The organism is Lysobacter sp. N42 (assembly GCF_004344885.1).
In genome coordinates, this window is record NZ_SKFB01000032.1 from 18907 (window position 1) to 38943 (window position 20037).

Sequence of the window (20037 nt, forward strand, 5' to 3'; positions counted from 1 at the left end):
GCGTTCGGCGCGGCCCGGAATGCGGGACGCCACGCGAGGGGCGGCAGGCCGTCGAACAAGCACCGGGCGTGCCGGCTACGGCGGCCCGGGCCCGGCGCGCGCCTTCGCCGGCGAGCAGTCGGTCCAACATCGCATCGCGTGCGCGCTTGCGGCCGCTCAGCTCACGCCCACGGCGGTCGCGCCGGCAGCCTCGCGCACGACACCGGTTTCCAGCGTCATGAACAGGCTGTGCGGATCGTGGCGGTAAGCCCCGAACGGCCCGCACTCGCGGAAGCCGGCCCGGCGGTAGAGGGCATGCGCGGCGGCGAACTCGCGGGTGACGCCGGTCTCCAGGCTCACCCGCGCGTAGCCGCGCAGGCGGGCTTCGGCGAGCGCCGTGTCGAGCAGGCGCGTGGCCACGCCGCGCCGCAGGTGGCGGGCGCAGGTGCGCATGGACTTGAGTTCGCCATGCGCATCGTCGAGATGCCTGAGCGCGGCGCAGCCGATGACGGCCTCGCCGTCCCAGGCGGACCAGAAGGTGATGTCCGGTGCCTTCAACCGGTCGATGCCGAGCGCATGCATGGAGTCGGCCGGGGTCAGCCGGCCGAGGGCATGCAGGTGCTCGCGCAGCAGGGCGACGACGCCGGGATGGTCGAGGTGGCCGGTGCGGATGTCCATCGGATGCGGATGCGTCGTGCCGGGCGGGGCCGCCCGTGCGGCAGGCCGTGCGTTCCACGTGCCCCAGCGGAGCGGCCCGGGGCTCCGGCCGCGGGCCGCCGATCGGTCAGATGGTGTAGTACAGCTGGTACTCGAGCGGATGCGTCGCCGCGCGGAAGGCGGTGACCTCCTTCATCTTCATCTGGATGTAGGCGTCGATGAAGTCGTCGCTGAACACGCCGCCGGCCTTGAGGAAGTCACGATCCTTGTCCAGCGCTTCCAGCGCCTGGTCCAGCGAATGGCAGACGGTCGGGATGTCCTTGGCCTCCTCGGGCGGCAGGTCGTAGAGGTCCTTGTCGCTGGGCGCGCCCGGGTCGATCTGGTTCTTGATGCCGTCCAGGCCGGCCATCATCAGCGCGGCGAAGATCAGGTAGCCCGAGTTCATCGGGTCGGGGAAGCGGATCTCCACGCGGCGCGCCTTGGGGTTGGCCACGTACGGGATGCGGCACGATGCCGAGCGGTTGCTCGCCGAGTACGCCAGCATCACCGGCGCTTCATAGCCCGGCACCAGGCGCTTGTACGAGTTCGTCGTGGAGTTGCAGAACGCGTTGAGCGCGCGCGCATGCTTGAAGATGCCGCCGATGTACCAGAGCGCGGTCTGCGAGAGGCCGCCGTAGCCGTCGCCGTTGAACAGGTTCACGCCGCCCTTGGCCAGCGACATGTGCACGTGCATGCCGCTGCCGTTGTCGCCAACGATCGGTTTCGGCATGAAGGTGGCGGTCTTGCCGTTGCGGTGGGCGACGTTCTTGATCACGTACTTGGTGGCCAGCAGCTCGTCGCCCTTGGCCACCAGCGTGTTGAACTTGGTGCCGATCTCGCACTGGCCGGCATTGGCCACCTCGTGGTGGTGCACCTCCACCTCGATGCCGATCGCCTGCAGCGTCTTGCACATCTCGGCGCGGATGTCGTGCAGCGTGTCCAGCGGGGCGACGGGGAAGTAGCCGCCCTTCACCATCGGCCGGTAGCCGGTGTTGCCGCCCACGTACTCGCGGCCGGAGTTCCAGTGCGCCTCTTCCGAGTCGACGTGGAAGAAGGTATGGCCCATCTCGTTGGCAAAGCGCACCGAGTCGAAGATGAAGAACTCGGGCTCGGGGCCGAAGAAGGCGGTGTCGGCGATGCCCGAGGCCTTGAGGAAGGCTTCGGCGCGGCGGGCGATGCCGCGCGGATCGCGCGTGTAGCCCTGCATGGTGGTCGGATCGAGGATGTCGCAGACCAGCACCAGCGTGGGGTCGGCGGTGAACGGGTCGAGGAAGGCGCTGGCCGGGTCGGGCAGCAGCACCATGTCCGACTGCTGGATGCCGCGCCAGCCGACGATGGAGCTGCCGTCGAACATCTTGCCGTCCTCGAACAGCGAGGGCTCGATGATCGAGGCCGGGAAGGTGACGTGGTGCTGCACGCCGCGCATGTCGGCAAAGCGCAGGTCGACGAATTCGACTTTGTGGTCGCGGATGAGCTTTTCGACGTTCTCGATGGACATGGCGGCTCCGGAGGCTGGCAGGGCATGGCGCGGGACTGCGCCGACGCGTTGCCTTCAGCAAGGACGATGCCAAGTGTCCGGCCACCGCAAGTGCCTGATCCTGCGTGAGGCGACCACCGCGACCGCACCAGTGCGGGGCGCCCGACGCACCACGGCGGTGCGCGCCGGGGCCGATGGCCTGCGCGGGCGCGTCGCGCGCCGTACCATGCGGGGCCCTCCCGGCCGCACCGGACGATGCACGACCTGATCGAAGCCCTGCTCCTCGGCATCATCGAGGGCATCACCGAATTCCTGCCGATCTCCAGCACCGGCCACCTGCTGATCGCCGAGCGCTGGCTGGGCCACCGGTCCGACCTGTTCAACATCGCGATCCAGGCCGGCGCGATCCTCGCGGTGGTGCTGATCTACCGCGAGCGCCTGTGGCAGCTGGCGATGGCCTTCCTGCGCCCCGGCCATGCCGCGGCGATGGCCGACGCCCGCGTCTACGGCCAGCCCCCGCGCGAGTACGCCTACCGGCTGGCCGCCGCCTTCGGCGTGACCGCGGTGCTGGGCGTGCTGGTGAAGAAGCTGGGCTTCGAGCTGCCCACGGAGGTGGCGCCGATCGCCTGGGCGCTGCTGGCCGGGGCGGTCTGGATGGTGCTGGCCGAGCAGCTGGCGGCGCGGCGTGCCGCCGTGCTCGGCGAGCGCGCGGCGATCACCTGGACCGTGGCGATCCTGGTCGGCGTGGCGCAGGTGGTGGCGGGCGTGTTCCCCGGCACGTCGCGCTCGGCCGCCACCATCTTCGTCGCCCTGCTGGCCGGCACCACCTCGCGTGCGGCGGCCACCGAGTTCGCCTTCCTGGTCGGCATCCCGACCATGTTCGCGGCGGCCGCCTACGAGCTGGTGGACGTGGTCGGCTCCGGCGAGGCCGCCCACGAGGACTGGAGCGCGCTGGGCGTGGCCTTCGTGGCGTCGGCGATCACCGCCTTCGCGGCGGTCAAGTGGCTGCTGCGCTACATCCAGACGCACCGCTTCACGGTGTTCGCCGTCTACCGCGCGGTGCTGGGCCTGGCCCTGCTGGCGCTGGTGCCCGCCGCCGACTGATCGTGCGCGCCTTACGGCGCGGCCACCGACACGGCGCGGCCGCTACTCGCCTCGCCCTCGTCGCTGGCGGCCGCCTGCGCCGCGCGTTCGCGCTCGGCGCGCGCGGCGGCCAGGTCGAGCACGCGTTCGGCATCGGCCAGCGGGGTGCCGTCGGGGCACTTCGCATCCGGGAAGCCGTAGGCCGCGCGCAGCTCGATGCCGCAGCGCACGACGTCCTCCCAGCGGCGCTCGTCGGCCGCGCAGGTTTCCTCGAAGCGGCGCTGGAACTGGTCGCGGCGGCGCACGAAGCCCTCGCCGCACTCGCGGCGCGCGACGATGCGCTCCAGGTCGTCCTGCGCCGCATTGCGCCCCTGCAGGCCGAAGGTCTCCAGTTCCTCCGGCGTGAGCATGCGCAGGCGGCGGTTGGGCACGGTCATCATCAGGTCGGCCACCGCGAGCGCCACGCCATGGCGCTCGAAGTACTCGCGCACCAGCGCGTTGACCTGGCGCAGTTCGTCGTTGAGCTCGGCTCGCGAGGTCGCACTCGACCGGTCGCGCATGAGCCGGTGGACGCCGACCCTGCCCTCGACGTCGCGCATGTCGGCGGCGGCGAGCACGAGCACGCAGGCGCTGTGGCAGACCGCGTCCTCGCGCACGCGCAGGGTCCAGCGCGCGGCGGCCAGCGCGTCGCCGGCCTTGACCGCCTCCTCGACGTGGCCGCCGGCCGAATCGATGTCGAGGATGCGCTGGGGCAGGTCCATGCGCTCGGCCATGGCCGAGACGCGCTCGATCAGAGCGGTGAAGCCGTCGTCCACGCGCCCGCTGTACTGCAGGCGCAGCAGGCCGGTGGCCTGGCAGGGCGTCATCGCGTCGACCAGGCTGAAGAATTCCAGCGAATCCAGGCGGCGCGGCTCGTCGGTGGCGTCGTCGCGCTCGCAGCTGATGCGCGCATGCCCACTGCCCACGCGGGCGGGCGGCCAGCGGGTGGTGGCGAGGTCGTCCTGCGGCTGGGGCTGGAGTTCGGCGCGGTAGACGCGCGGTCCGGTGTCGTCGCCCAGGGTCACCGGCGGGGTCTCGACCGGCGCCTCGCCGCGTGCGCAGGCCGCGAGCACCAGCGCCAGGCCCGCCGCCGTCACCAGCCGCCGCAAACCCGCACTGCCGTAAACACCCCGCTGCCGCACGTCCACCACTCCTCCTGCCCGTGACCCGATTGGACCATGCCCGGGCCGGTACGGGGCGCGAGGGCGCCCCGTGATTCAACTAACGGCAAGCGTCGTCAGTCCTTGACGGCCGGATTCAGCGAGTACGTGGCGTAGACCAGGGCCTCGGCCAGGCGGTGGCCCTGCATGGCCCGCAGCACGTCGCCGGCGGTGAAGCGCGCGGGCAGCTCCAGGCGCTCGACGTCGAGGGCGAACAGGCGGAAGAAGTAGCGGTGCAGGCGCAGGTCGTTCGGCGGCGGGAACGGGCCGTCGTAGCCGCGCCAGTCGCCTTGCATGTCGGCGTTGCCGGCGAACCAGCCGGTGTAGTCGTTCAGGCCCTGGCGGCTGCCGGGCGGGCCGGCCGGTTCGCGCTTGCCGTGCGGCACGACGCCGTCGCTGCAGCTGCCGGCGGCGATCTCGCGCACGTCGGCGGGGATGTCGGCCATGGCCCAGTGCACGAAGTCGCAGCGCGGCTGGTCGACGGGGATCTCGACGCCGGGCTTGCCGACCATTTCCGCCACCGTGGGCACGTCGGGGTCGATGCACAGCAGCGCGAAGGACTTCGTGCCGGCGGGCACCCCGTCCCAGCGAAGGTGGGGATTGCGGTTGGGGCCGAAGCCCACGCCGTCGCCGTTGCGCACGCCGGCGGCGAACTCGCCGGGCAGGCGCTGGCGGTGCTCGAAGCTGTCGCTGATAAGCCGCATGCGCTCCTCCTCGTGTCCGATCAGGGGGAGCGTACGCGATGGCCGCGGGCCGCCGGAACCGCTCCGGCGGCCGGGGGGCGCCTCAGGCCGTGTAGCCCAGGCGCGCGGCGACCGGGGCGAGCACCTGGAAGGCCTCGTCCAGCGCGCCGGCGAAGCGCTGCCAGTGGCCGCTGGGCAGGCGCTGCGGCCCGAAGGCCTGCGCCGGCGGCACGGGCACCGAGATGCCCAGCGCATCGGCCACCGCCTGCGCGACGCCGCGCGGGTCGGACTCGATGCCGTCCAGGCGCACCACGCGGTGGGGGAACAGGTTCTGCTCGCCCAGCTCGGCCACCTGCTCCAGGCTGCGCGCGAGCCACTGCGCGGCCTCCAGCGGCGACTCCATGCGCAGCGGCACCGGCGCGCCGAAGGCCAGCCAGTCCAGCAGCATGTCGCGCGGATCGCGCAGGGCGATCATCGCCACCGCCTCGGGCATGTGCGGGCGCAGGGCCAGTAGCAGGGCGTTGTCCCAGACCGGCAGCCAGTCGAAAGCGTTTCCGCCCTGCACGCCGCGGCCGCCCAGCGCGGCGCGCCACTGGGCGACGAGGTAGGCCCCGTCCAGGCTGCCGTCGACCAGGCGCTGGGCGGTGTCGTAGCGCTGCAGCGGATCCTGCGGCGGGTTCGGGCCCAGGCGGTCGACCAGCATGGGCGCGCCGCCGAGCTGGAAGGTCTGCGCGATGCGCTCGACCAGCGAGCCCGGCGCACCCCAGACGAAGAGCACGGCGTGCGCGCCGTCGGGCAGCGGCGCGGCCTCCGGCCACGGGCCCTGGTAGCCGCTGATCGGCGGCAGCGGCAGGCGCTCGGGCGCGACCTCGGCCTGGATCGCCGCCCAGGCCGCCACCGCGTCGTCCAGGCGGCCGGCGCGGTCCAGCGCATGGCCCAGCAGCTGGCGCAGCCCGCGCTTGACCTGCGGATCCTGCGCGCGGGCCAGCAGCGACTCCACCCGCGCCACCGCGGCATCGGGATCGCGCTGCATCAGGCCGTCGAGCAGGCGCATCTCCGCCTGGGCCTGGCCGGGCTGGAGCTCGACGATGCGCTGGGCCGCCGCCTCGGCGCCGTCGCGGTCGCCGCTGGCGTCGAGCGCGGTGAGGCGGGCCAGCAGCGCCGGAATGTGGTCGGGCACGGCGACGAGCCAGCGGTCGATGACGGCGCGGGCCTCCTCGCCGGCGAACGGCTCCACCGACAGGCGCGCCAGCCAGAGCTCGTCGGCCTGCGGATGGGTGGCCAGCGCGGCATCGAGCGTGCTGCGGGCGTCCTCGCGGTCGCCGCTCCGCTCCCAGGCCTCGATCAGCGCCGCGAGGGTGCGGCGGTCGCCCGGCAGGCGCGCCAGCGCATGCTTCAGGCGCGGGATGGCGCGCTCGACGCGCTCGGCGCGCAGCTCCAGCTCGCCGGCCAGGCGGTGCAGCGTGGGCGGCGTGGCGGGGTCGTCGAGCAGCGGGGCGAGTTCGTCCACCGCCTCGCCCGGGCGACCCTGCTGGCGCACGAGGTCGGCCACCAGCGCGCGCAGGGCGGTGTTGTCGGGATGGAGCTCGAGCACGCCGCGGAAGGCCTGCTCGGCAAAGGCCAGGTGGCCCTTGGCGAGGTAGGCGAAGCCCAGGGCGTGGCGCAGCATGGGTTCGTCGGGCGCGAGCGTGGCGGCCTGCGAGAGGATGGACAGCGCCTCGTCGGGCCGCCCGCGGCGCAGCGCGAGCATGCCCTGCACGGCCGCCAGCTGCGGGTGGTCCGGGGCGATGCGCGAGGCCGTGCGCGCCAGGCGCTCGGCCTCGTCCAGTTCGCCCCGGCCCAGCGCCAGCTGCGCCTGCATCACGTAGGCGGGGAACTGGTTGGGGTCCAGGCCCACGCTGCGCGCCAGCGCGGCCTGGGCCTCGTCGAGCTGGCGGGCCCGGAGCAGCAGGCCCGCGCGCTCCAGGTGCAGGTCGGCATCCTCGGGCGCGCGCTCCAGGGCGGCGTCCAGGGTGGCCAGCGCGGCGGCGTCGTCGCCGGACAGGCGCTGGGCATGGGCGAGCAGGCGATGGGCGACGGCATCGTCCGGCCGCGTGTCCACCAGCTCGCGGGCGAGCGCGAGCGCATCGTCGGCGGCGCCACGGCGCAGGGCCGCGAGGACGGGGTCGTACATGGGGCGTTCCTGGAGATCGGCGCCGCGCGGCGCAAGGCCGGCGATTGTAGCGGCGGCGCGGGCTTCAGCCGTGCGCGGTCAGGCGCTCGGCCACCCACTGCTCGGCCAGGCCGGACAGGCGCCAGTCGCGCAGGAAGCCGCAGTGGCCGCCGAGCCCGGTGATCTCCAGGTGCGCGTGGTCGGGCAGCCGGAGGCGGTGGAAGTCGTCGACGGGAATCACGGGATCGTCGGCGGCGGTGAGGATGTGGGCCTCGACGCCGAGTGCGGCCAAGCGGTCGCCGGCGATGGTGTAGCCGTCGAAGTAGTTGGCCAGCGTGCCGAACTCGGTATGGCGTTCGACCAGCCACTGCGTGAGCGGGCCCAGGCGCATGCGCAGGGCGCGGTCGTCCAGGTGCAGCAGGTGCGGGAACAGCGCACGCTTCTTGACCAGCGAGGCGCGCCACTTGCGCTCGAAATAGCGCCGGTACAGGCCGCCGCCCCGGTCCATCGCGTCCATGGTGCGCGCAGGGTCCAGCACCGGGCAGACCGCGGCGACCGCGTCGAGCCGCAGCCCGGCCGCGGGTGCGCGCAGCGCCAGGCGCAGGGTGAAGTTGCCGCCGAGGGAGTAGCCGGCGGCCACGAAGCGGCGCGCGGGGAAACGGCGCGCCACCTCCGTCGCCGCGCGCACCACCTCGTCGATGCGGTTGGAATGGAAGATCGCCTCGTTGAGGTGGTGGGTATCACCGTGATCGCGGAAGTTGAGGCGGAAGGTGGCCCAGCCGCGCGCGAGCAGTTCGGCCGCGGTCAGGCGCATGTAGCTGGACTCGGCGCTGCCCTCCCAGCCGTGCAGCAGCAGCGCCAGGCCCCTGGGCGGGCCGCTGGCCGGCAGGTCGTGGATGCCCAAGAGGCGCACGCCCTCGCCGGCGTCGATCACGTGCGCGGTGGTCTCGCTGGTCTGCGCGCACAGGCGCGCAAAGCCCAGCCGCCGGCGCATCGGGCTGGAGCCGAGGACGGTCTGCGCGTGCGGGCTGCGCAGGCCCCGCGGCGGGCTGAAGTCGAGCCGGGTGATGCTCACGGCGCGTGCGAGATGGCCTCGACGATCCGCGCGCGCGCCAGCTCCGCCATCCGGCGGCGGCCGTCGGCCTCGCCGGGCCTGATCGGCTCCAGGAAGTGCACGGTGGCGGTACGGGCGGGCTCGCCGAGCAGCCGCACGAAGTTGGCCGCGAAGCTCTCGCGCCTGCCGAAGGCCACCACCTGCTGGGCCCGGCCACGCTCGCCGTAGACCAGCGCCACCGGCTGCACCGGCACGCCGGCCTCCACCGCCGCGGTGAAGATGCGCGCGTGGAAGGGGCCGACCTCGTGGCCGCCGCGGGTGCCGCCCTCAGGGAACACGCCCACCGACTGCCCACGCTGCAGGCGCTGGATCATCTCGCTGAGCACGCCGCCCAGCGATTCGGTGCTGCCGCGGCGGTGGAAGATCGTCTGCCCGCGTGCGGCCAGCCAGCCCACCAGCGGCCAGCGCGAGATCTCGTCCTTGGCCACGAAGCCCATCATGCGCTGGCTGTGCAGCATGGAGATGTCGACCCAGCCCACGTGGTTGGCGACGAACAGGGTCGGGCCCTGCAGGGGCGTGCCCCGCCGGCGCAGGCGGAAGCCGAACACGCGCATCAGGCCGGCCTGCCAGCCGCGGATCACGCGGTGCTGGAAGGGCTCGCCGCGCCAGCGCCAGTGGCGGGTGAACGGCATGAGCAGCAGCAGCACGATGGGCAGGTGCACCAGCACGTGCCAGAGCAGCAGCGGCAGGCGCAGCAGGGTGAGCGGCGCACGCAGCGCGGCGGGCGTGCGCGCGGCGGCGCCGGGGGAGGACGTCGGCGCGATCATGCGCGGAAGCCTACCGGAGCAGGACCCCGTTTGGCGCGCTGCAGCATGACGCGGCTCGCGCTGGCGCGCGCACGGACGCCGCGAGGTCGGCAGGTGCAAGGCGGGCCGCCGCCGGCGTCAGCCCGGCCGGTCCACCACCGCCAGCGTGATGCGCGAGACGCAGGCCAGCCGGCCGCGGGCGTCCTCGATGCGGATCTCCCAGACCTGCGTGGCGCGGCCCACGTGCAGCGGGCGGGCGGTGCCGGTCACCACCCCGTCGCGCACGGCGCGCAGGTGGTTGGCGTTGATCTCGATGCCCACGCAGATGCGGTCCTCGGGCACGCAGAGGTTGCCGGCGGTGCTGCCCAGCGTCTCGGCCAGCAGCACGGACGCGCCGCCGTGCAGCAGGCCGTAGGGCTGCTTCGTGCGGGCGTCGACGGGCATGGTGGCGCGCAGGAAGTCGGCGCCGATTTCGGTGAACACGATGCCCAGCGGCTGCATCGCGGTCCCTTCGGACAGCGCATTGAGCGCGTCCAGGGACGGTGCGCCGCGGAAGGGCGAGGCGGAGGCGTGGTCGGACGTCATCGCGTCACGATAGCGGCTCTCCGCCTGCCGGCGGCACCGGGGTCAAGCGGCGACCCTCAGGCGAAGCGGAAATAGCGCGGGGCGGTGGACTGTGCGGCGTAACGGCGGGTGGTGGCGTAGCCGGAGCTCTTGCCGTAGCCGACGCCGAAGTCGCGCTCGCGACGGACGAGGCGGGTGGCGGTCTCGAAGGGGACGACGACCGGGGCCTGGGCGCGGGTCGGGATGGCGGTCTGGGCGTTCATGGCGGCTCCTTGGAAGCGGCGGTGAGTGGGTGTGTTGGTAAAGTACAACACCAGAGCGATGCCGCCATGGGCCGGAAGTCACCCCACCGATGGCCTGGTCCCTGCGTGCTCCGTCCGCCCGCCGCACGGCCGCTTAACCGGCGCGTCATACAGGCCCGGTAGCAATGCGCGTTTCGACACCGGACACTGCCGATGCCCCGTTCGACTCCGTTGTTCCTCGCCGCGGCGCTTGCACTGGCCGCATCCGCCGCCCAGGCGGCCGACCCCGCGCGCAGTGCGATCTTCCTGCACCCCGATGGCATGGGGGCCAACACCTGGAGCGCGCTGCGCCTGTCCGAGGTCGGGCCGGACGGGCGGCTCGGCTGGGACGCGCTGCCGAACGCGGCGGTCTACGTGGGGCCGATGCTCGATTCGGTGAACGCCTCGTCCAACGGGGGCGCCACCACGCATGCCTACGGCATCCGCGCGGCGCTCGCCAGCTACGGCTCGCTCGACGGCGGCTCCGTTCCCACCGCGGCCTCGGGCCAGCGCATGAGCCTGATGCGCGAAGCCCAGGCCGCGGGCAAGAAGGTGGCGCTGCTCAACTCCTCCTCGCTCACCGAGCCGGGCACCGGCGCATTCCTCGCATCCGTCGCCCAGCGCGACGACGAGGCCGCGATCGCCGCGCAGATCCTGCAGGCGCGCCCGGACATCGCGCTCGGCGGCGGCGAGGGCTTCTTCCTGCCCAAGGGCCGCACCGGCCGGCACGGCCCCGGCCTGCGCGAGGACGGGCGCGACCTGGTGCGCGAGGCGCGCAAGGCGGGCTACGCCGTGGTGTTCACCCGCGACGAGCTCGCCCGCCTGCCGCGTGACGCGCGCAAGGTGCTCGGCCTGTTCGCCCACGAGGAGACCTTCAACGAAGGCGACGAGGCCACCCTGGCGCGCGAGGGCCGCCCGGTGTTCCAGCCGCAGGCCCCGCGCTTCGACGAGATGCTGGACTTCATCCTCGACCGTATCGGCGACGCGCCGGGCGGCTACCTGGTCGTCGGCAACGAGGAAGCCACCGACAACCTGTCCGGCGAGAACAACGCGCCGGCGGTGCTCGAGGCCGCGGCCGGCGCCGACCGCGCGATCCGCCGCGCGCTGCAGGAAGCGCAGCGCAACCCCGCACTGACCGTGGTGGTAGCGTCCGACTCCGACAACGGCGGCATGAACGCCACCTCCGACGACCTCGACGATCCCGCCGACCTGCCGCGCCCGCTGCCGGCCCGCACCGCGGTGGGTTCCCCGCTGGACAGCCGCGACGGCGAGCCCTTCCTGGCCGCGCCGGACGCGCGCGGCGTGCGCGTGCCGTTCTACATCACCTGGGCCTCCGACTCCGACAGCGCCGGCGGCACCGTGGCGCGCGGCATCGGGCCGGGCGCACGGCTGATCCAGGGCACGATCGATTCGACCGCGATCTACCGTGCCCTGTACCTGGGCCTGTTCGACCGCACGCTGCCCTGACCGCGTCGGCGCCAGTGACGCCCGGCGCGACCTGCGTTCCGTGCGCGCCGTGCCGCTGCCGATGGCACGGTTCCACGGACCGTCCGGGCTGAAACGACACGGGCACCGCACGGTGCCCGTTTCCCCTGCGGCGCGCGTCGCGCGTCGCTGCCTGATCCCCAGGGACGGCGCCGGGCAGGCGCCGTCGCCGCAGGCTCAGAACGCGTAGCGCACGATCAGCTGCCAGGCGCGCCCGCCGGTTTCGCTCTCCAGCTCGTACTCGTCGTAATCCCGCGCGATCTGGTCGGCGATGGTCGCGAACTTGTCGAAGACCTCGTCCTTGGACTGGTCCAGCAGGTTGGTGCCGGTCAGGCGCAGCGTCCACTGCTCGCCGAAGCGCTTTTCGACGAAGGCTTCCAGGTCGCCGTCGTAGGACGTGCGCACCTCCTCGCCGACGATGCGCCCGTAGGCGTCGCCCTGCTTGCGGAAGGTCGCGCCGAACGACAGCGCAGGGCCGGCCAGCTCCTGGATGAAGCCCACGTTGTAGACGTAGCGCGACTGGTCGCTGAAGCGGCGGGTGCCGAAGAAATCCTCGACCTCGCTGTCGAGCCAGGTGTAGTTGAAGAACACGCCCGTGCCTTCCAGCCCGAACAGGGTGAGGGGCGTGGAGAGGTCGAACTCGGCGCCCCAGACGCGGCCATCGCCGGTATTGCGCGGCTGCAGCACGAACGTGCCCGGGCCCTCGTCGCCCTCGACGCCCGTGTTGGCGATCTCGATGAGGTCGCGGATGTCGCGGTAGAACAGGTTGACGCCGGCCACGCCGCGACGGCCCAGGCGGCGCTCGAAGCCGAGGTCGGCGCCCCAGGCGTCCTCCGGGCGCAGGTCGGGATTGCCGATGAAGTCGTTGTCCCCCAGTTCGCCGGTGAGCAGTGCCGGCGAGAGCTGGTCGAAGCCGGGGCGGCGCACGGTGCGGGCGACGGAGGCGGTGATGCGGTTGGCTTGGTCCAGCGCGAACTTCAGGTGCGCGCTGGGCAGGAGGTAGCCGTAACCCGTGCGCGATTCGCGATCGGCGGCGGCCACGGTGCGGTCTTCGAGCCGGGTGCGGGTGCGCTCGTAGCGCAGGCCGGCTTCCCACTCCAGCCGATCGCCACCCTCGAACTTCACGAAGGGTTCGAGGCGATCCTCGCGCAGCGTGCTGTCGCCGCCGGGCACGGGCGCCAGCGCCTGCACGGGCCCCGGGATGGCCGGGCGCGGGGCGGGCGCGTTCGGAATGGTCACGCGGTAGCGCGGCGCGGCGGCGATGTCGGTGACGCGCGACTTGCGCGTGGCCTGCACGCCGAACGCGAGGTCCATGCCGCCCAGCGCGCGGTCGTGGCGCACCTCCAGCGTGTCGTCGCGGTCCTCGATGGCCACGCGGCTGACGTCGCGGGTGAAGCGGTCATCCTCGGGAAAGGCGATGGCGTCGCGCAGGTATTCGGTCTCGTTCTCGAACTCGTCCTGCTCGTCCGCGAGCCCGGCATGGTCGTAGCGGATCGCGGTGCGGCCGCCCGCCATCGGCACCTCCAGCCCGAGGCCGACGGCGTAGTTGTCGGTGAGGATGTCGAGGTCGTTGTCGTTGATCGTCAGCAGGTTGGCGTCGTCGCGCACGCCGGCGCGGTACTCGATGGAGTCCTCGTCCTGCAGGCGGTCGGTGCGCACGAACAGGCCGTGCAGGTTCAGCTCGGCCTCGCCGATGGCCAGGCGGTAGTCGGCGTTGAAGGCATAGTCCTTGCCCGAGCGCACGTCGCTCTGCACTTCGATGTTGTCGAGCGTGCCACCCGGTGCATCGAAGCGCTGGCTCAGCTTGCTCTTGGGGTTGCGGCGGCCCTGCACGTTGGCGCCCAGCAGCAGGTGGCCGCCCAGGGCCTCCCCGCCCCAGAACGCACCGAAGGTGGGCTCGACCTCGCCGTCGGTGAAGGACTGCAGGCCCGCGCGCAGGTAGCCGCCGTCGAGCGTCATGCCATCGCGCAGCACGATGTTGAGCGCGCCGGCCACCGCGTCGCCGCTGCGGTCGGCCGAGGCCGAGCGCACGATCTCGATGCGCTCGACGAGCTCGGCGGGAATGCGGTCCACGAAGAAGGTGCGGTCGAAGCCCGCGCCCGGCACGCGCTTGCCGTTGACGAGGATCTGCGTATAGCCCGGGTCGAGCCCGCGCAGGCGCACGCCGTCGTACTCGAGCACGTCGGAGATGAAGGTGACCGAGGGCACGCGCTTGAGCATGTCGCCCACGGTGAGCGGCTCGAAGCGCTGGAAGTATTCGAGGTCGTAGGACAGCACCGGCGCGGTGGCCTCGGTGCGGTCGCGATAGACGATCTCGCCGGTGACGACCACGCGGTCGAGTTCGTCGGCCGGCGCTGCGTCCACGGGCTGCGCGAAGGCCGCCGGCGCGATGGCGATGGACGCGGCGAGCACGCGCGACAGGGCGCGGGCCAGGGTGGTCCGGTGCATGAGGCTGTCCCCGAGGTGAAAGCGGCCTTTCTAGGGGCGCCGCATGGCGATCCGGTGACGCGCGTATTGCAGTGCGCGGACAGCGGCCCGCGTCACGGCCATGGGCGGACCGTTCGCGTCGGCGATGCATGCGACGCGCACCGCAATGCGCGCGCGTTCGTCTGCCGGTGGGGGTGCGTGCACCGTGTCGCCGCTTCCGTCGCCATCCGGCGGCCTGCACCGGCCGCCGGGCGCAGGGTCTGCAATGGCGCCCGCCGCATCCGGGCGTCCGCGCGCGAAGGGCAGCCGGATGTACCCGGTCGCGCGTGGCGATCACCGCCCCGGCGCCGGCTTCGCTTCCTCAGGTCAGCGCCGTCCGCCCGCAATGCCGCGCTACCGCCTCCAGCACGGGCAGTACGCCCGCGCCCTTGCCGATCACCTCGCAGCCGTAGCGCGCGGCGAGGTCGTCGGCCTGGCCGGCCTCGTCGACCAGGGAGCTGCGCACCACCACCGGCACCCGTGCGTGCGGCGAGGCGCGCAGGTGCTCGAGCAGCCCGGCCCCGTCCATCACCGGCATGCGCAGGTCCAGCAGGATCACGCAGGGCACGCGGCCGGCCTCGAGCAGGTCCAGCGCGGCGCGGCCGTGCTCGGCCACGTCCACGTCGTAGCCGTTGACCAGCAACAGGTCCTCGAGCATCTCGCGGATGGTCGGGTTGTCGTCGACGATCAGGACGTCGGGCATGGGGCGCGGCGGCGGGCGGGGGGTGCGCGATGGTAGCGGGATGTGCGCGCCGTCGCAGTTCCGCGGCCTGCGCCGCCGGCGCTCAGCCCACCCGGCCCGCGCCGTCCGGGGCCGCGGGCGCCTGCGAGTGCGCGCGCTCGGGGGGCCCGAACAGCTGGCCCAGGCGCGCGCGCCAGGGCTGCGGGCGGACGGCGTCGCGCAGCATGTCGGCCCATTCGTGGAAGGTGAGCCGGATCGGGTTGTGCGTGCGGATGGGCTTGACGATGCCGTACTCGCAGGGCACCGCCGGGTCCTCCTCGACGTAGGTGCCGAACAGCCTGTCCCAGACGATGAGCACGCCGGCGAAGTTGCGGTCGATGTACTGGGCGTTGCGCGCGTGGTGGACGCGGTGGTGCGAGGGCGTGTTGAAGACATTCTCCAGCCAGCCCAGCCGGCCCACCGCCTCGGTGTGCACGAAGAACTGGAAGGCCAGGTTGATGGCCACCACCGCCACCACGTGCTTCGGGTCGAAGCCGATCCATGCCAGCGGCAGCCAGAACAGCCACATGCCCGAGATGGGGTAGGTCAGGCTCTGGCGGAAGGCGGTGGAGAGGTTGAGCCGCTCGGAGGAGTGGTGCACCACGTGCGAGGCCCAGAGCCAGCGGATGCGGTGGCTGGCGCGGTGGAAGAGGTAGTAGAAGAAGTCCTGCGCGACGAACAGCGCGGCGATGGTCCAGGCCGAGGCCGGCAGGTCGAACAGGCGGTAGCGGTGCACCCAGGCATACACGGCGATGACCGCCACGCCGGCCAGCGCGTCGGCGCCCTGGTGCATCAGCGCCAGGCTGGCGTTCGACAGCGTGTCGCGCCAGCTGTAGACCGCGCGCCGGCCCCGCCAGTACCAGGCCTCCAGCGCGACGAAGGCCAGGAACACCGGGGCCAGCGCGAGCAGGATCCATTCGCTCATGGCCGCCCCTGCACGGGCGCGGCGAGTTCGCGCGCCATCGCGTCCAGGCAGCGCTGCATGGCGCGCGCCATGAAGCCCAGCAGCGGGCGCGCCAGCGGCGCGGCCAGCGGGTGGGTGAGCTCGAAGCGGTAGCTCCAGGCCACGCGCGCGCCGTCGGCGGCGGCGTCGATGCGCCAGTCGGCCGCGGCTTCGCGCACCAGCCAGGCGAACGGCGGGCGCAGGCCGGCGAGCCGGTAGGCGTGCCGGTGCGGCGCGGCGAAGGCGGTGACGGTTTCGGTGAGCACCGAGCCGTCGGCATTGCGCACGCGCCGCGTGGCGCCCACCCGCGGCGGGCCGTCGGGCTCCACCGCGCGCACCGCGGGGATCGGCCCGCAGCCGGTGAAGAAGCGCGGGAAGCGTTCGGTGTCGACCGCCAGCGCGAAGGCCTGCGCCGCCGTGCAGGGCATGACGCGGTGCGCGTGGCAGTCCAGGTGCATGCCGCGAGTCTGGACCGCGCGCCAGGCCCGTGTCGAGACGGCGACGGGTCCTCGCGGGCGCGCCGGGGCGCTCCGTATGATCGGCCTCCCGCCGCGCCGCGACGGATCGCCAGGACGTTGCCGATGCCCGCGTCGCCCCCCTCCTCCACCGACGCGAATCCGCGGACCGCCCCGCTGCTGGCGCAGCGCGACTGGTCGGCCACGCCGCTGGGCCCGCGCGCGCAGTGGCCGGCGCAGCTGAAGACGCTGGTGGGGCTGATGCTGCGCTCGAAGGCCCCGCAGCACCTGGTCTGGGGGCCCGAGCAGGTCCTGCTCTACAACGACGGCTACATCCCGGTGCTGGGCGGGCGCCATCCCGCCGCCTTCGGGATGCGCTTCGCCGAGGTGTGGCCGGACATCTGGGACGGCGTGGAGCCCATCGTGCGCCGCACCTACGCGGGCGAGGCCTCCCGCCACGAGGACCACCCCTGGCTGCTCGACCGCGGCGACCACCGCGAGCAGGTGTGGATCTCCTTCGCCTATACGCCCGTCGAGGGCGACGACGGCGCCGTGCTGGGCTTCCACTGCAGCTTCCACGAGACCACCGCGACCGTGCTCGCCGAACGCACGCGGGCGCAGGAACTCGACCGCCTGCGCGCGATGTTCGAGCAGGCGCCGGGCTTCGTCGCCCTGCTCAGCGGCCCGGACCACGTGTTCACGCTGGCCAACGCCGCCTACATGCGGCTGGTGGGCGGTCGCGACGTGCTCGGCCAGCCTGTCGCGCGGGCCCTGCCGGAAACCGTGGGCCAGGGCTTCATCGCGCTGCTCGACCACGTGTACGCCAGCGGCGAGCGCTACGTGGGCTCGCGCGTGCCCATCGACCTGGCCGACGACCACGGCGACGTGCAGCGCCGCTACCTCGACTTCCTCTACCAGCCCGTGCGCGATGCCGCGGGCGCGATCACCGGCATCTTCGTGCAGGGCGCCGACGTGACCGCCCAGTTCCATACCGAGGAGGAGCTGCGCGCGATCACCGAGGCCGCCAGCGCCGCCGCGCTCGAGGCCGAGGCCGACCGCGCGCGCCTGGGCGCCCTGCTGCAGGCCGCGCCGGTGGGCATCGGTTACGCCGGGCCGGATGGCCGCCTGCAGCTGGTCAACCAGGCCAACTACGACCTCTGGGGCGCGTTCCCGCTGGCCAAGCCGGTGGAGGAGTACGACTACTGGCGTGCCTGGTGGGCCGACGGCTCGCCGCGCCACGGCCAGCGGCTGGCCGCGCAGGACTGGGGCCTGGCGCGCGCGCTGGCCGGCGAGGACGTGGCCGGCGAGGTCACCGGCGGCGTGGTCGCGCAGGTCGACATCAGCGACCGCGTGGCCGCCGAGGCACGCCTGCGGGAGAGCGAGGCGCGCTTTCGCACCATCGCCGACGCCATGCCGCAGATGGTCTGGTCCACGCGCGCGGACGGCTGGGCGGACTATTTCAACCGCCAGTGGTACGCCTTCACCGGCCTGCCGGACGGGGCCTGCGACGGCTTCGCCTGGGTGGAATCGCTGCACCCCGATGACCGCGCGCGCGCCGCCGCGCACTGGGCGCACTGCGCGGCCACCGGCGAGCTCTACGAGATCGAATACCGCATGCGCCACCACAGCGGCGAGTACCGCTGGGTGCTGGGCCGCGGCCTGCCGGTGCGCGATGCCGAGGGCCGCGTGATCCGGTGGATGGGCACCTGCACCGACATCCACGGGCAGAAGCTCGCGCGTGCGGCGCTGGAGCAGAGCGAGGCGGCGCTGCGCCAGGCCGACCGCCGCAAGGACGAGTTCCTGGCCATGCTCGCGCACGAGCTGCGCAATCCGCTGGCGCCGATCCGGACCGCCGCGGAGGTCATTGCCCTGCCCGGCACGTCGCCGGCGCGCATGCGTGAAGCCGGCCGGGTGATCGCACGCCAGGTCGGGCACATGACCAACCTGGTGGATGACCTGCTGGACGTCTCGCGCGTCACCCGCGGGCAGGTGGAGCTCACGCGCGAGGTCTTCGACCTGCGCGAGGCGGTGCGCGCGGCGGTCGAGCAGGTGCGGCCGCTGGCCGAGGCCCGCGCCCATTCGCTGGCGGTGCGCGTGGAGGCCGGCCCGCTGTGGGTCGACGGCGATCGCACGCGGCTGACCCAGGTGGTGGCCAACCTGCTCAACAACGCGGTGAAGTACACGCCGCCGGCCGGGCGGGTGGAGGTCGACGCGCACCTGGCCGGGGGCCGCCTGCGCATCGGCGTCTGCGACGACGGCCCGGGCATCGAGCCCGACCTGCTGCCGCACGTGTTCGAGCTGTTCACCCAGGGCACGCGCACGCTCGACCGCGCGCAGGGCGGGCTGGGCATCGGCCTGGCGCTGGTGCGCGGCCTGGTGGAACTGCATGGCGGGCGCGTGGAGGCGACCAGCGACGGAGTCGGCTGCGGCGCCTGCTTCACCGTCGAGCTGCCGCCGGCAGCCCCCGCGGTGCCGGGCGCGCGCAGCGACGGGCCGGCCGTAGCGCAGGGCGCCGGCCTGTCGGTCGTGGTGGTGGACGACAACCACGATGCGGCCGATACGCTCGCGCTGCTGCTGGCCTCCTCGGGCCACCGCGTGGCCACGCACGCCTCGGCAGAAACGCTGCTGTCCGCCGTCGGCCCGGACGGCGTGGACGCCTTCATCCTCGACATCGGCCTGCCGGGGATGAACGGGCTGGAGCTCGCGCGTCGCCTGCGCGCCCTGCCCGGCGGCGCACGTCCGCTGCTGCTGGCCCTGTCGGGCTACGGCCGCGAGGAGGACCGGCGCGCCAGCCGCGAGGCCGGTTTCGACGCGCACTTCGTGAAGCCGGTGGACGGACTGGAACTCCTGGACGCACTGCGCCGCCGCAGCGGCGGCGCTTGAGACACGCGCTCAGAAGGCGATCGGCACCCGCACCATCACCGTGGTGTCCGGCGTGTCGCGGGTCACGCCCACGCCCAGCGACACGTTCAGGCTCACGCGCGGGTTGAAGCGGTAGGAGGCGCCCAGCAGCAGCGTGCCCAGCTGCACGCGCACCGCGCCGGGCAGGTCCTCGCCGTTCTGCTCGGTCTCGCCGATCAGCGAGTGGTCGTAGCCGATGCTGATCGAGGCCTTCTCGTTCAGCGCCAGGCCCATGCCGAGGTTGAAGCCCACGATGTCGCCGGCCTTGATGTCGCCGATCGGTTCGGTGGTGGTCTGCGGATTGGGCTCGGGCGCGCCGGTGAGCACCGTGCGCGCGACGCCGCTGCGCTCGAAGTTGTGCAGGTAGCTCAAGCTGCCGAAGAACACCACCGGGTCGGAGGCGAACAGCCAGGTCACGCCGGCCTGCAGCGCCTCGAAGCCGCTGCCGGTCGGCAGTTCCAGCGGCAGGCCGGTGCCCGTGGCATTGGCCACGCAGCGCGTCACGCAGTCGGTGACCACCTCGAACGGGTCCTTGCCGGTGCGCGACTTGTAGCGCAGCCAGCCCACGTAGAACGGCTTGTCGATGCCGCCCTGGTTGATCTGGTAACGCGCGGTCACCTCCACGTCGCCCAGGCCCTTGCCCGAGGCGTTGAACACCTTGTCCTGCGCGCTGCCGGTGAAGATCTCGCGGCTCACCGTGTCGGAGCTGATGTGCACGTAGGGCACGCGCGCCTCGAGCTCGAGGCGGTTGGTCAGGCCGTAGCGCGCGGCGAGGATCGCGGTGGTGGTGGTCGTCTTCACCTGGCGCACGTCGATCAGGCCGATGAGGATGGCCGGGATCACCGTGTAGCCCACCAGCGCGACGCGCTCGGTGGACGAATAGCCCAGCTGCACGGACGGCTCGAGCACGAAGGTGCCGCGGGGCGTGAGCACGCCGGGCTGCTGGAAGATCTGGGCCACCTGCGGCCGCGTGGCCTCCTCGGGCGCCTGGCCGACGGGCTGCCGCGCGTCCTGCGCCGCCGCCGCGCCGATGGCGGCCTGCACGGCGGCGCCGGGCGTGCCGGGGGAGGCGGGCTCGGACGGGGGCGTGGC

17 protein-coding genes are annotated in these 20037 nt (G+C 73.2%); 3 read left to right on the top strand and 14 right to left on the bottom strand.

All coding sequences use genetic code 11. The features are described 5' to 3' along the window. Nucleotides 1-156: 156 nt before the first annotated feature. Nucleotides 157-657 carry a GNAT family N-acetyltransferase gene (locus EYQ95_RS21380; RefSeq protein ID WP_132330339.1) on the bottom strand — a complete coding sequence of 167 codons (501 nt, stop codon included), beginning with the start codon at nucleotides 655-657 and terminating at the stop codon, nucleotides 157-159. 106 nt (nucleotides 658-763) lie between these two features. Then, nucleotides 764-2173, bottom strand: coding sequence for a type I glutamate--ammonia ligase (gene glnA / locus EYQ95_RS21385; RefSeq protein ID WP_132330341.1), 1410 nt, complete (start codon nucleotides 2171-2173; stop codon nucleotides 764-766). Nucleotides 2174-2407: 234 nt separating this feature from the next. Between glnA and EYQ95_RS21390 the strand changes: the two genes are divergently transcribed. Continuing rightward, nucleotides 2408-3256 (top strand): undecaprenyl-diphosphate phosphatase, encoded by an 849-nt coding sequence (locus tag EYQ95_RS21390; RefSeq protein ID WP_132330343.1) that lies wholly within the window; start codon nucleotides 2408-2410, stop codon nucleotides 3254-3256. A gap of 11 nt (nucleotides 3257-3267) precedes the next feature. Here the strand turns inward: EYQ95_RS21390 and EYQ95_RS21395 are convergent, their stop codons facing one another. The 7 genes from EYQ95_RS21395 to EYQ95_RS21430 form a co-directional block, all read right to left on the bottom strand. Continuing rightward, a complete protein-coding gene (locus EYQ95_RS21395) occupies nucleotides 3268-4422 on the bottom strand; it encodes a hypothetical protein (protein WP_132330345.1) in 1155 nt (384 codons plus the stop codon). Between the two features lie 89 nt (nucleotides 4423-4511). Beyond that, on the bottom strand, nucleotides 4512-5138 hold the full coding sequence (locus tag EYQ95_RS21400; protein WP_132330347.1) for a YbhB/YbcL family Raf kinase inhibitor-like protein: 627 nt from the start codon (nucleotides 5136-5138) through the stop codon (nucleotides 4512-4514). Between the two features lie 82 nt (nucleotides 5139-5220). Then, nucleotides 5221-7290 carry a tetratricopeptide repeat protein gene (locus tag EYQ95_RS21405; protein ID WP_132330349.1) on the bottom strand — a complete coding sequence of 690 codons (2070 nt, stop codon included), beginning with the start codon at nucleotides 7288-7290 and terminating at the stop codon, nucleotides 5221-5223. A 64-nt stretch (nucleotides 7291-7354) separates the two neighbouring features. Then, nucleotides 7355-8338, bottom strand: a complete 984-nt coding sequence (locus tag EYQ95_RS21410; protein ID WP_243700028.1) for a YheT family hydrolase — start codon at nucleotides 8336-8338, stop codon at nucleotides 7355-7357. Nucleotides 8339-8340: 2 nt separating this feature from the next. Next, entirely contained in the window at nucleotides 8341-9150 is an 810-nt protein-coding gene (locus EYQ95_RS21415) for a 1-acyl-sn-glycerol-3-phosphate acyltransferase (protein ID WP_132330351.1), read from the bottom strand. A 117-nt stretch (nucleotides 9151-9267) separates the two neighbouring features. Next, nucleotides 9268-9714: a hotdog fold thioesterase gene (locus tag EYQ95_RS21425; protein ID WP_132330353.1), complete on the bottom strand. Its 447-nt coding sequence runs from the start codon at nucleotides 9712-9714 to the stop codon at nucleotides 9268-9270. Between the two features lie 56 nt (nucleotides 9715-9770). Then, nucleotides 9771-9956 (bottom strand): hypothetical protein, encoded by a 186-nt coding sequence (locus tag EYQ95_RS21430; protein WP_132330355.1) that lies wholly within the window; start codon nucleotides 9954-9956, stop codon nucleotides 9771-9773. Between the two features lie 192 nt (nucleotides 9957-10148). Between EYQ95_RS21430 and EYQ95_RS21435 the strand changes: the two genes are divergently transcribed. Then, the gene (locus EYQ95_RS21435; RefSeq protein WP_132330357.1) at nucleotides 10149-11441 is read left to right on the top strand and encodes an alkaline phosphatase; all 1293 of its coding nucleotides are present in this window, start codon (nucleotides 10149-10151) and stop codon (nucleotides 11439-11441) included. A 195-nt stretch (nucleotides 11442-11636) separates the two neighbouring features. Here EYQ95_RS21435 and EYQ95_RS21440 read toward each other — a convergent pair whose 3' ends face one another. The 4 genes from EYQ95_RS21440 to EYQ95_RS21455 form a co-directional block, all read right to left on the bottom strand. Beyond that, entirely contained in the window at nucleotides 11637-13907 is a 2271-nt protein-coding gene (locus EYQ95_RS21440; RefSeq protein WP_132330359.1) for a TonB-dependent siderophore receptor, read from the bottom strand. Between the two features lie 340 nt (nucleotides 13908-14247). Next, nucleotides 14248-14628: a response regulator gene (locus tag EYQ95_RS21445; protein ID WP_132330361.1), complete on the bottom strand. Its 381-nt coding sequence runs from the start codon at nucleotides 14626-14628 to the stop codon at nucleotides 14248-14250. 82 nt (nucleotides 14629-14710) lie between these two features. Further along, nucleotides 14711-15571, bottom strand: coding sequence for a sterol desaturase family protein (locus EYQ95_RS21450; RefSeq protein WP_132330363.1), 861 nt, complete (start codon nucleotides 15569-15571; stop codon nucleotides 14711-14713). Then, entirely contained in the window at nucleotides 15568-16047 is a 480-nt protein-coding gene (locus EYQ95_RS21455) for an SRPBCC family protein (protein WP_132330365.1), read from the bottom strand. The genes EYQ95_RS21450 and EYQ95_RS21455 overlap by 4 nt, the downstream gene beginning before the upstream one ends. A gap of 123 nt (nucleotides 16048-16170) precedes the next feature. On the opposite strand from EYQ95_RS21455, the gene EYQ95_RS21460 reads away from it, so the two are divergent. Then, nucleotides 16171-18927 (top strand): PAS domain-containing protein, encoded by a 2757-nt coding sequence (locus EYQ95_RS21460; RefSeq protein ID WP_132330367.1) that lies wholly within the window; start codon nucleotides 16171-16173, stop codon nucleotides 18925-18927. A gap of 9 nt (nucleotides 18928-18936) precedes the next feature. On the opposite strand, the gene EYQ95_RS26435 is transcribed toward EYQ95_RS21460, so the two are convergent. Further along, on the bottom strand, nucleotides 18937-20037 hold a 1101-nt coding region (locus EYQ95_RS26435; protein WP_207916591.1), incomplete at its 5' end, for an acetate kinase.

What these genes read in the sequence shown, in the direction of transcription:
- glnA (WP_132330341.1), bottom strand. Translation starts at nt 2,173, where the DNA reads ATGTCCATCGAGAACGTCGAAAAGCTCATCCGCGACCACAAAGTCGAA.
- EYQ95_RS21400 (WP_132330347.1), bottom strand. Translation starts at nt 5,138, where the DNA reads ATGCGGCTTATCAGCGACAGCTTCGAGCACCGCCAGCGCCTGCCCGGC.
- EYQ95_RS21445 (WP_132330361.1), bottom strand. Translation starts at nt 14,628, where the DNA reads ATGCCCGACGTCCTGATCGTCGACGACAACCCGACCATCCGCGAGATG.
- EYQ95_RS21425 (WP_132330353.1), bottom strand. Translation starts at nt 9,714, where the DNA reads ATGACGTCCGACCACGCCTCCGCCTCGCCCTTCCGCGGCGCACCGTCC.
- EYQ95_RS21435 (WP_132330357.1), top strand. Translation starts at nt 10,149, where the DNA reads ATGCCCCGTTCGACTCCGTTGTTCCTCGCCGCGGCGCTTGCACTGGCC.
- EYQ95_RS21380 (WP_132330339.1), bottom strand. Translation starts at nt 657, where the DNA reads ATGGACATCCGCACCGGCCACCTCGACCATCCCGGCGTCGTCGCCCTG.
- EYQ95_RS21405 (WP_132330349.1), bottom strand. Translation starts at nt 7,290, where the DNA reads ATGTACGACCCCGTCCTCGCGGCCCTGCGCCGTGGCGCCGCCGACGAT.
- EYQ95_RS21415 (WP_132330351.1), bottom strand. Translation starts at nt 9,150, where the DNA reads ATGATCGCGCCGACGTCCTCCCCCGGCGCCGCCGCGCGCACGCCCGCC.
- EYQ95_RS21455 (WP_132330365.1), bottom strand. Translation starts at nt 16,047, where the DNA reads ATGCACCTGGACTGCCACGCGCACCGCGTCATGCCCTGCACGGCGGCG.
- EYQ95_RS21460 (WP_132330367.1), top strand. Translation starts at nt 16,171, where the DNA reads ATGCCCGCGTCGCCCCCCTCCTCCACCGACGCGAATCCGCGGACCGCC.
- EYQ95_RS21390 (WP_132330343.1), top strand. Translation starts at nt 2,408, where the DNA reads ATGCACGACCTGATCGAAGCCCTGCTCCTCGGCATCATCGAGGGCATC.
- EYQ95_RS21440 (WP_132330359.1), bottom strand. Translation starts at nt 13,907, where the DNA reads ATGCACCGGACCACCCTGGCCCGCGCCCTGTCGCGCGTGCTCGCCGCG.
- EYQ95_RS21430 (WP_132330355.1), bottom strand. Translation starts at nt 9,956, where the DNA reads ATGAACGCCCAGACCGCCATCCCGACCCGCGCCCAGGCCCCGGTCGTC.
- EYQ95_RS21450 (WP_132330363.1), bottom strand. Translation starts at nt 15,571, where the DNA reads ATGAGCGAATGGATCCTGCTCGCGCTGGCCCCGGTGTTCCTGGCCTTC.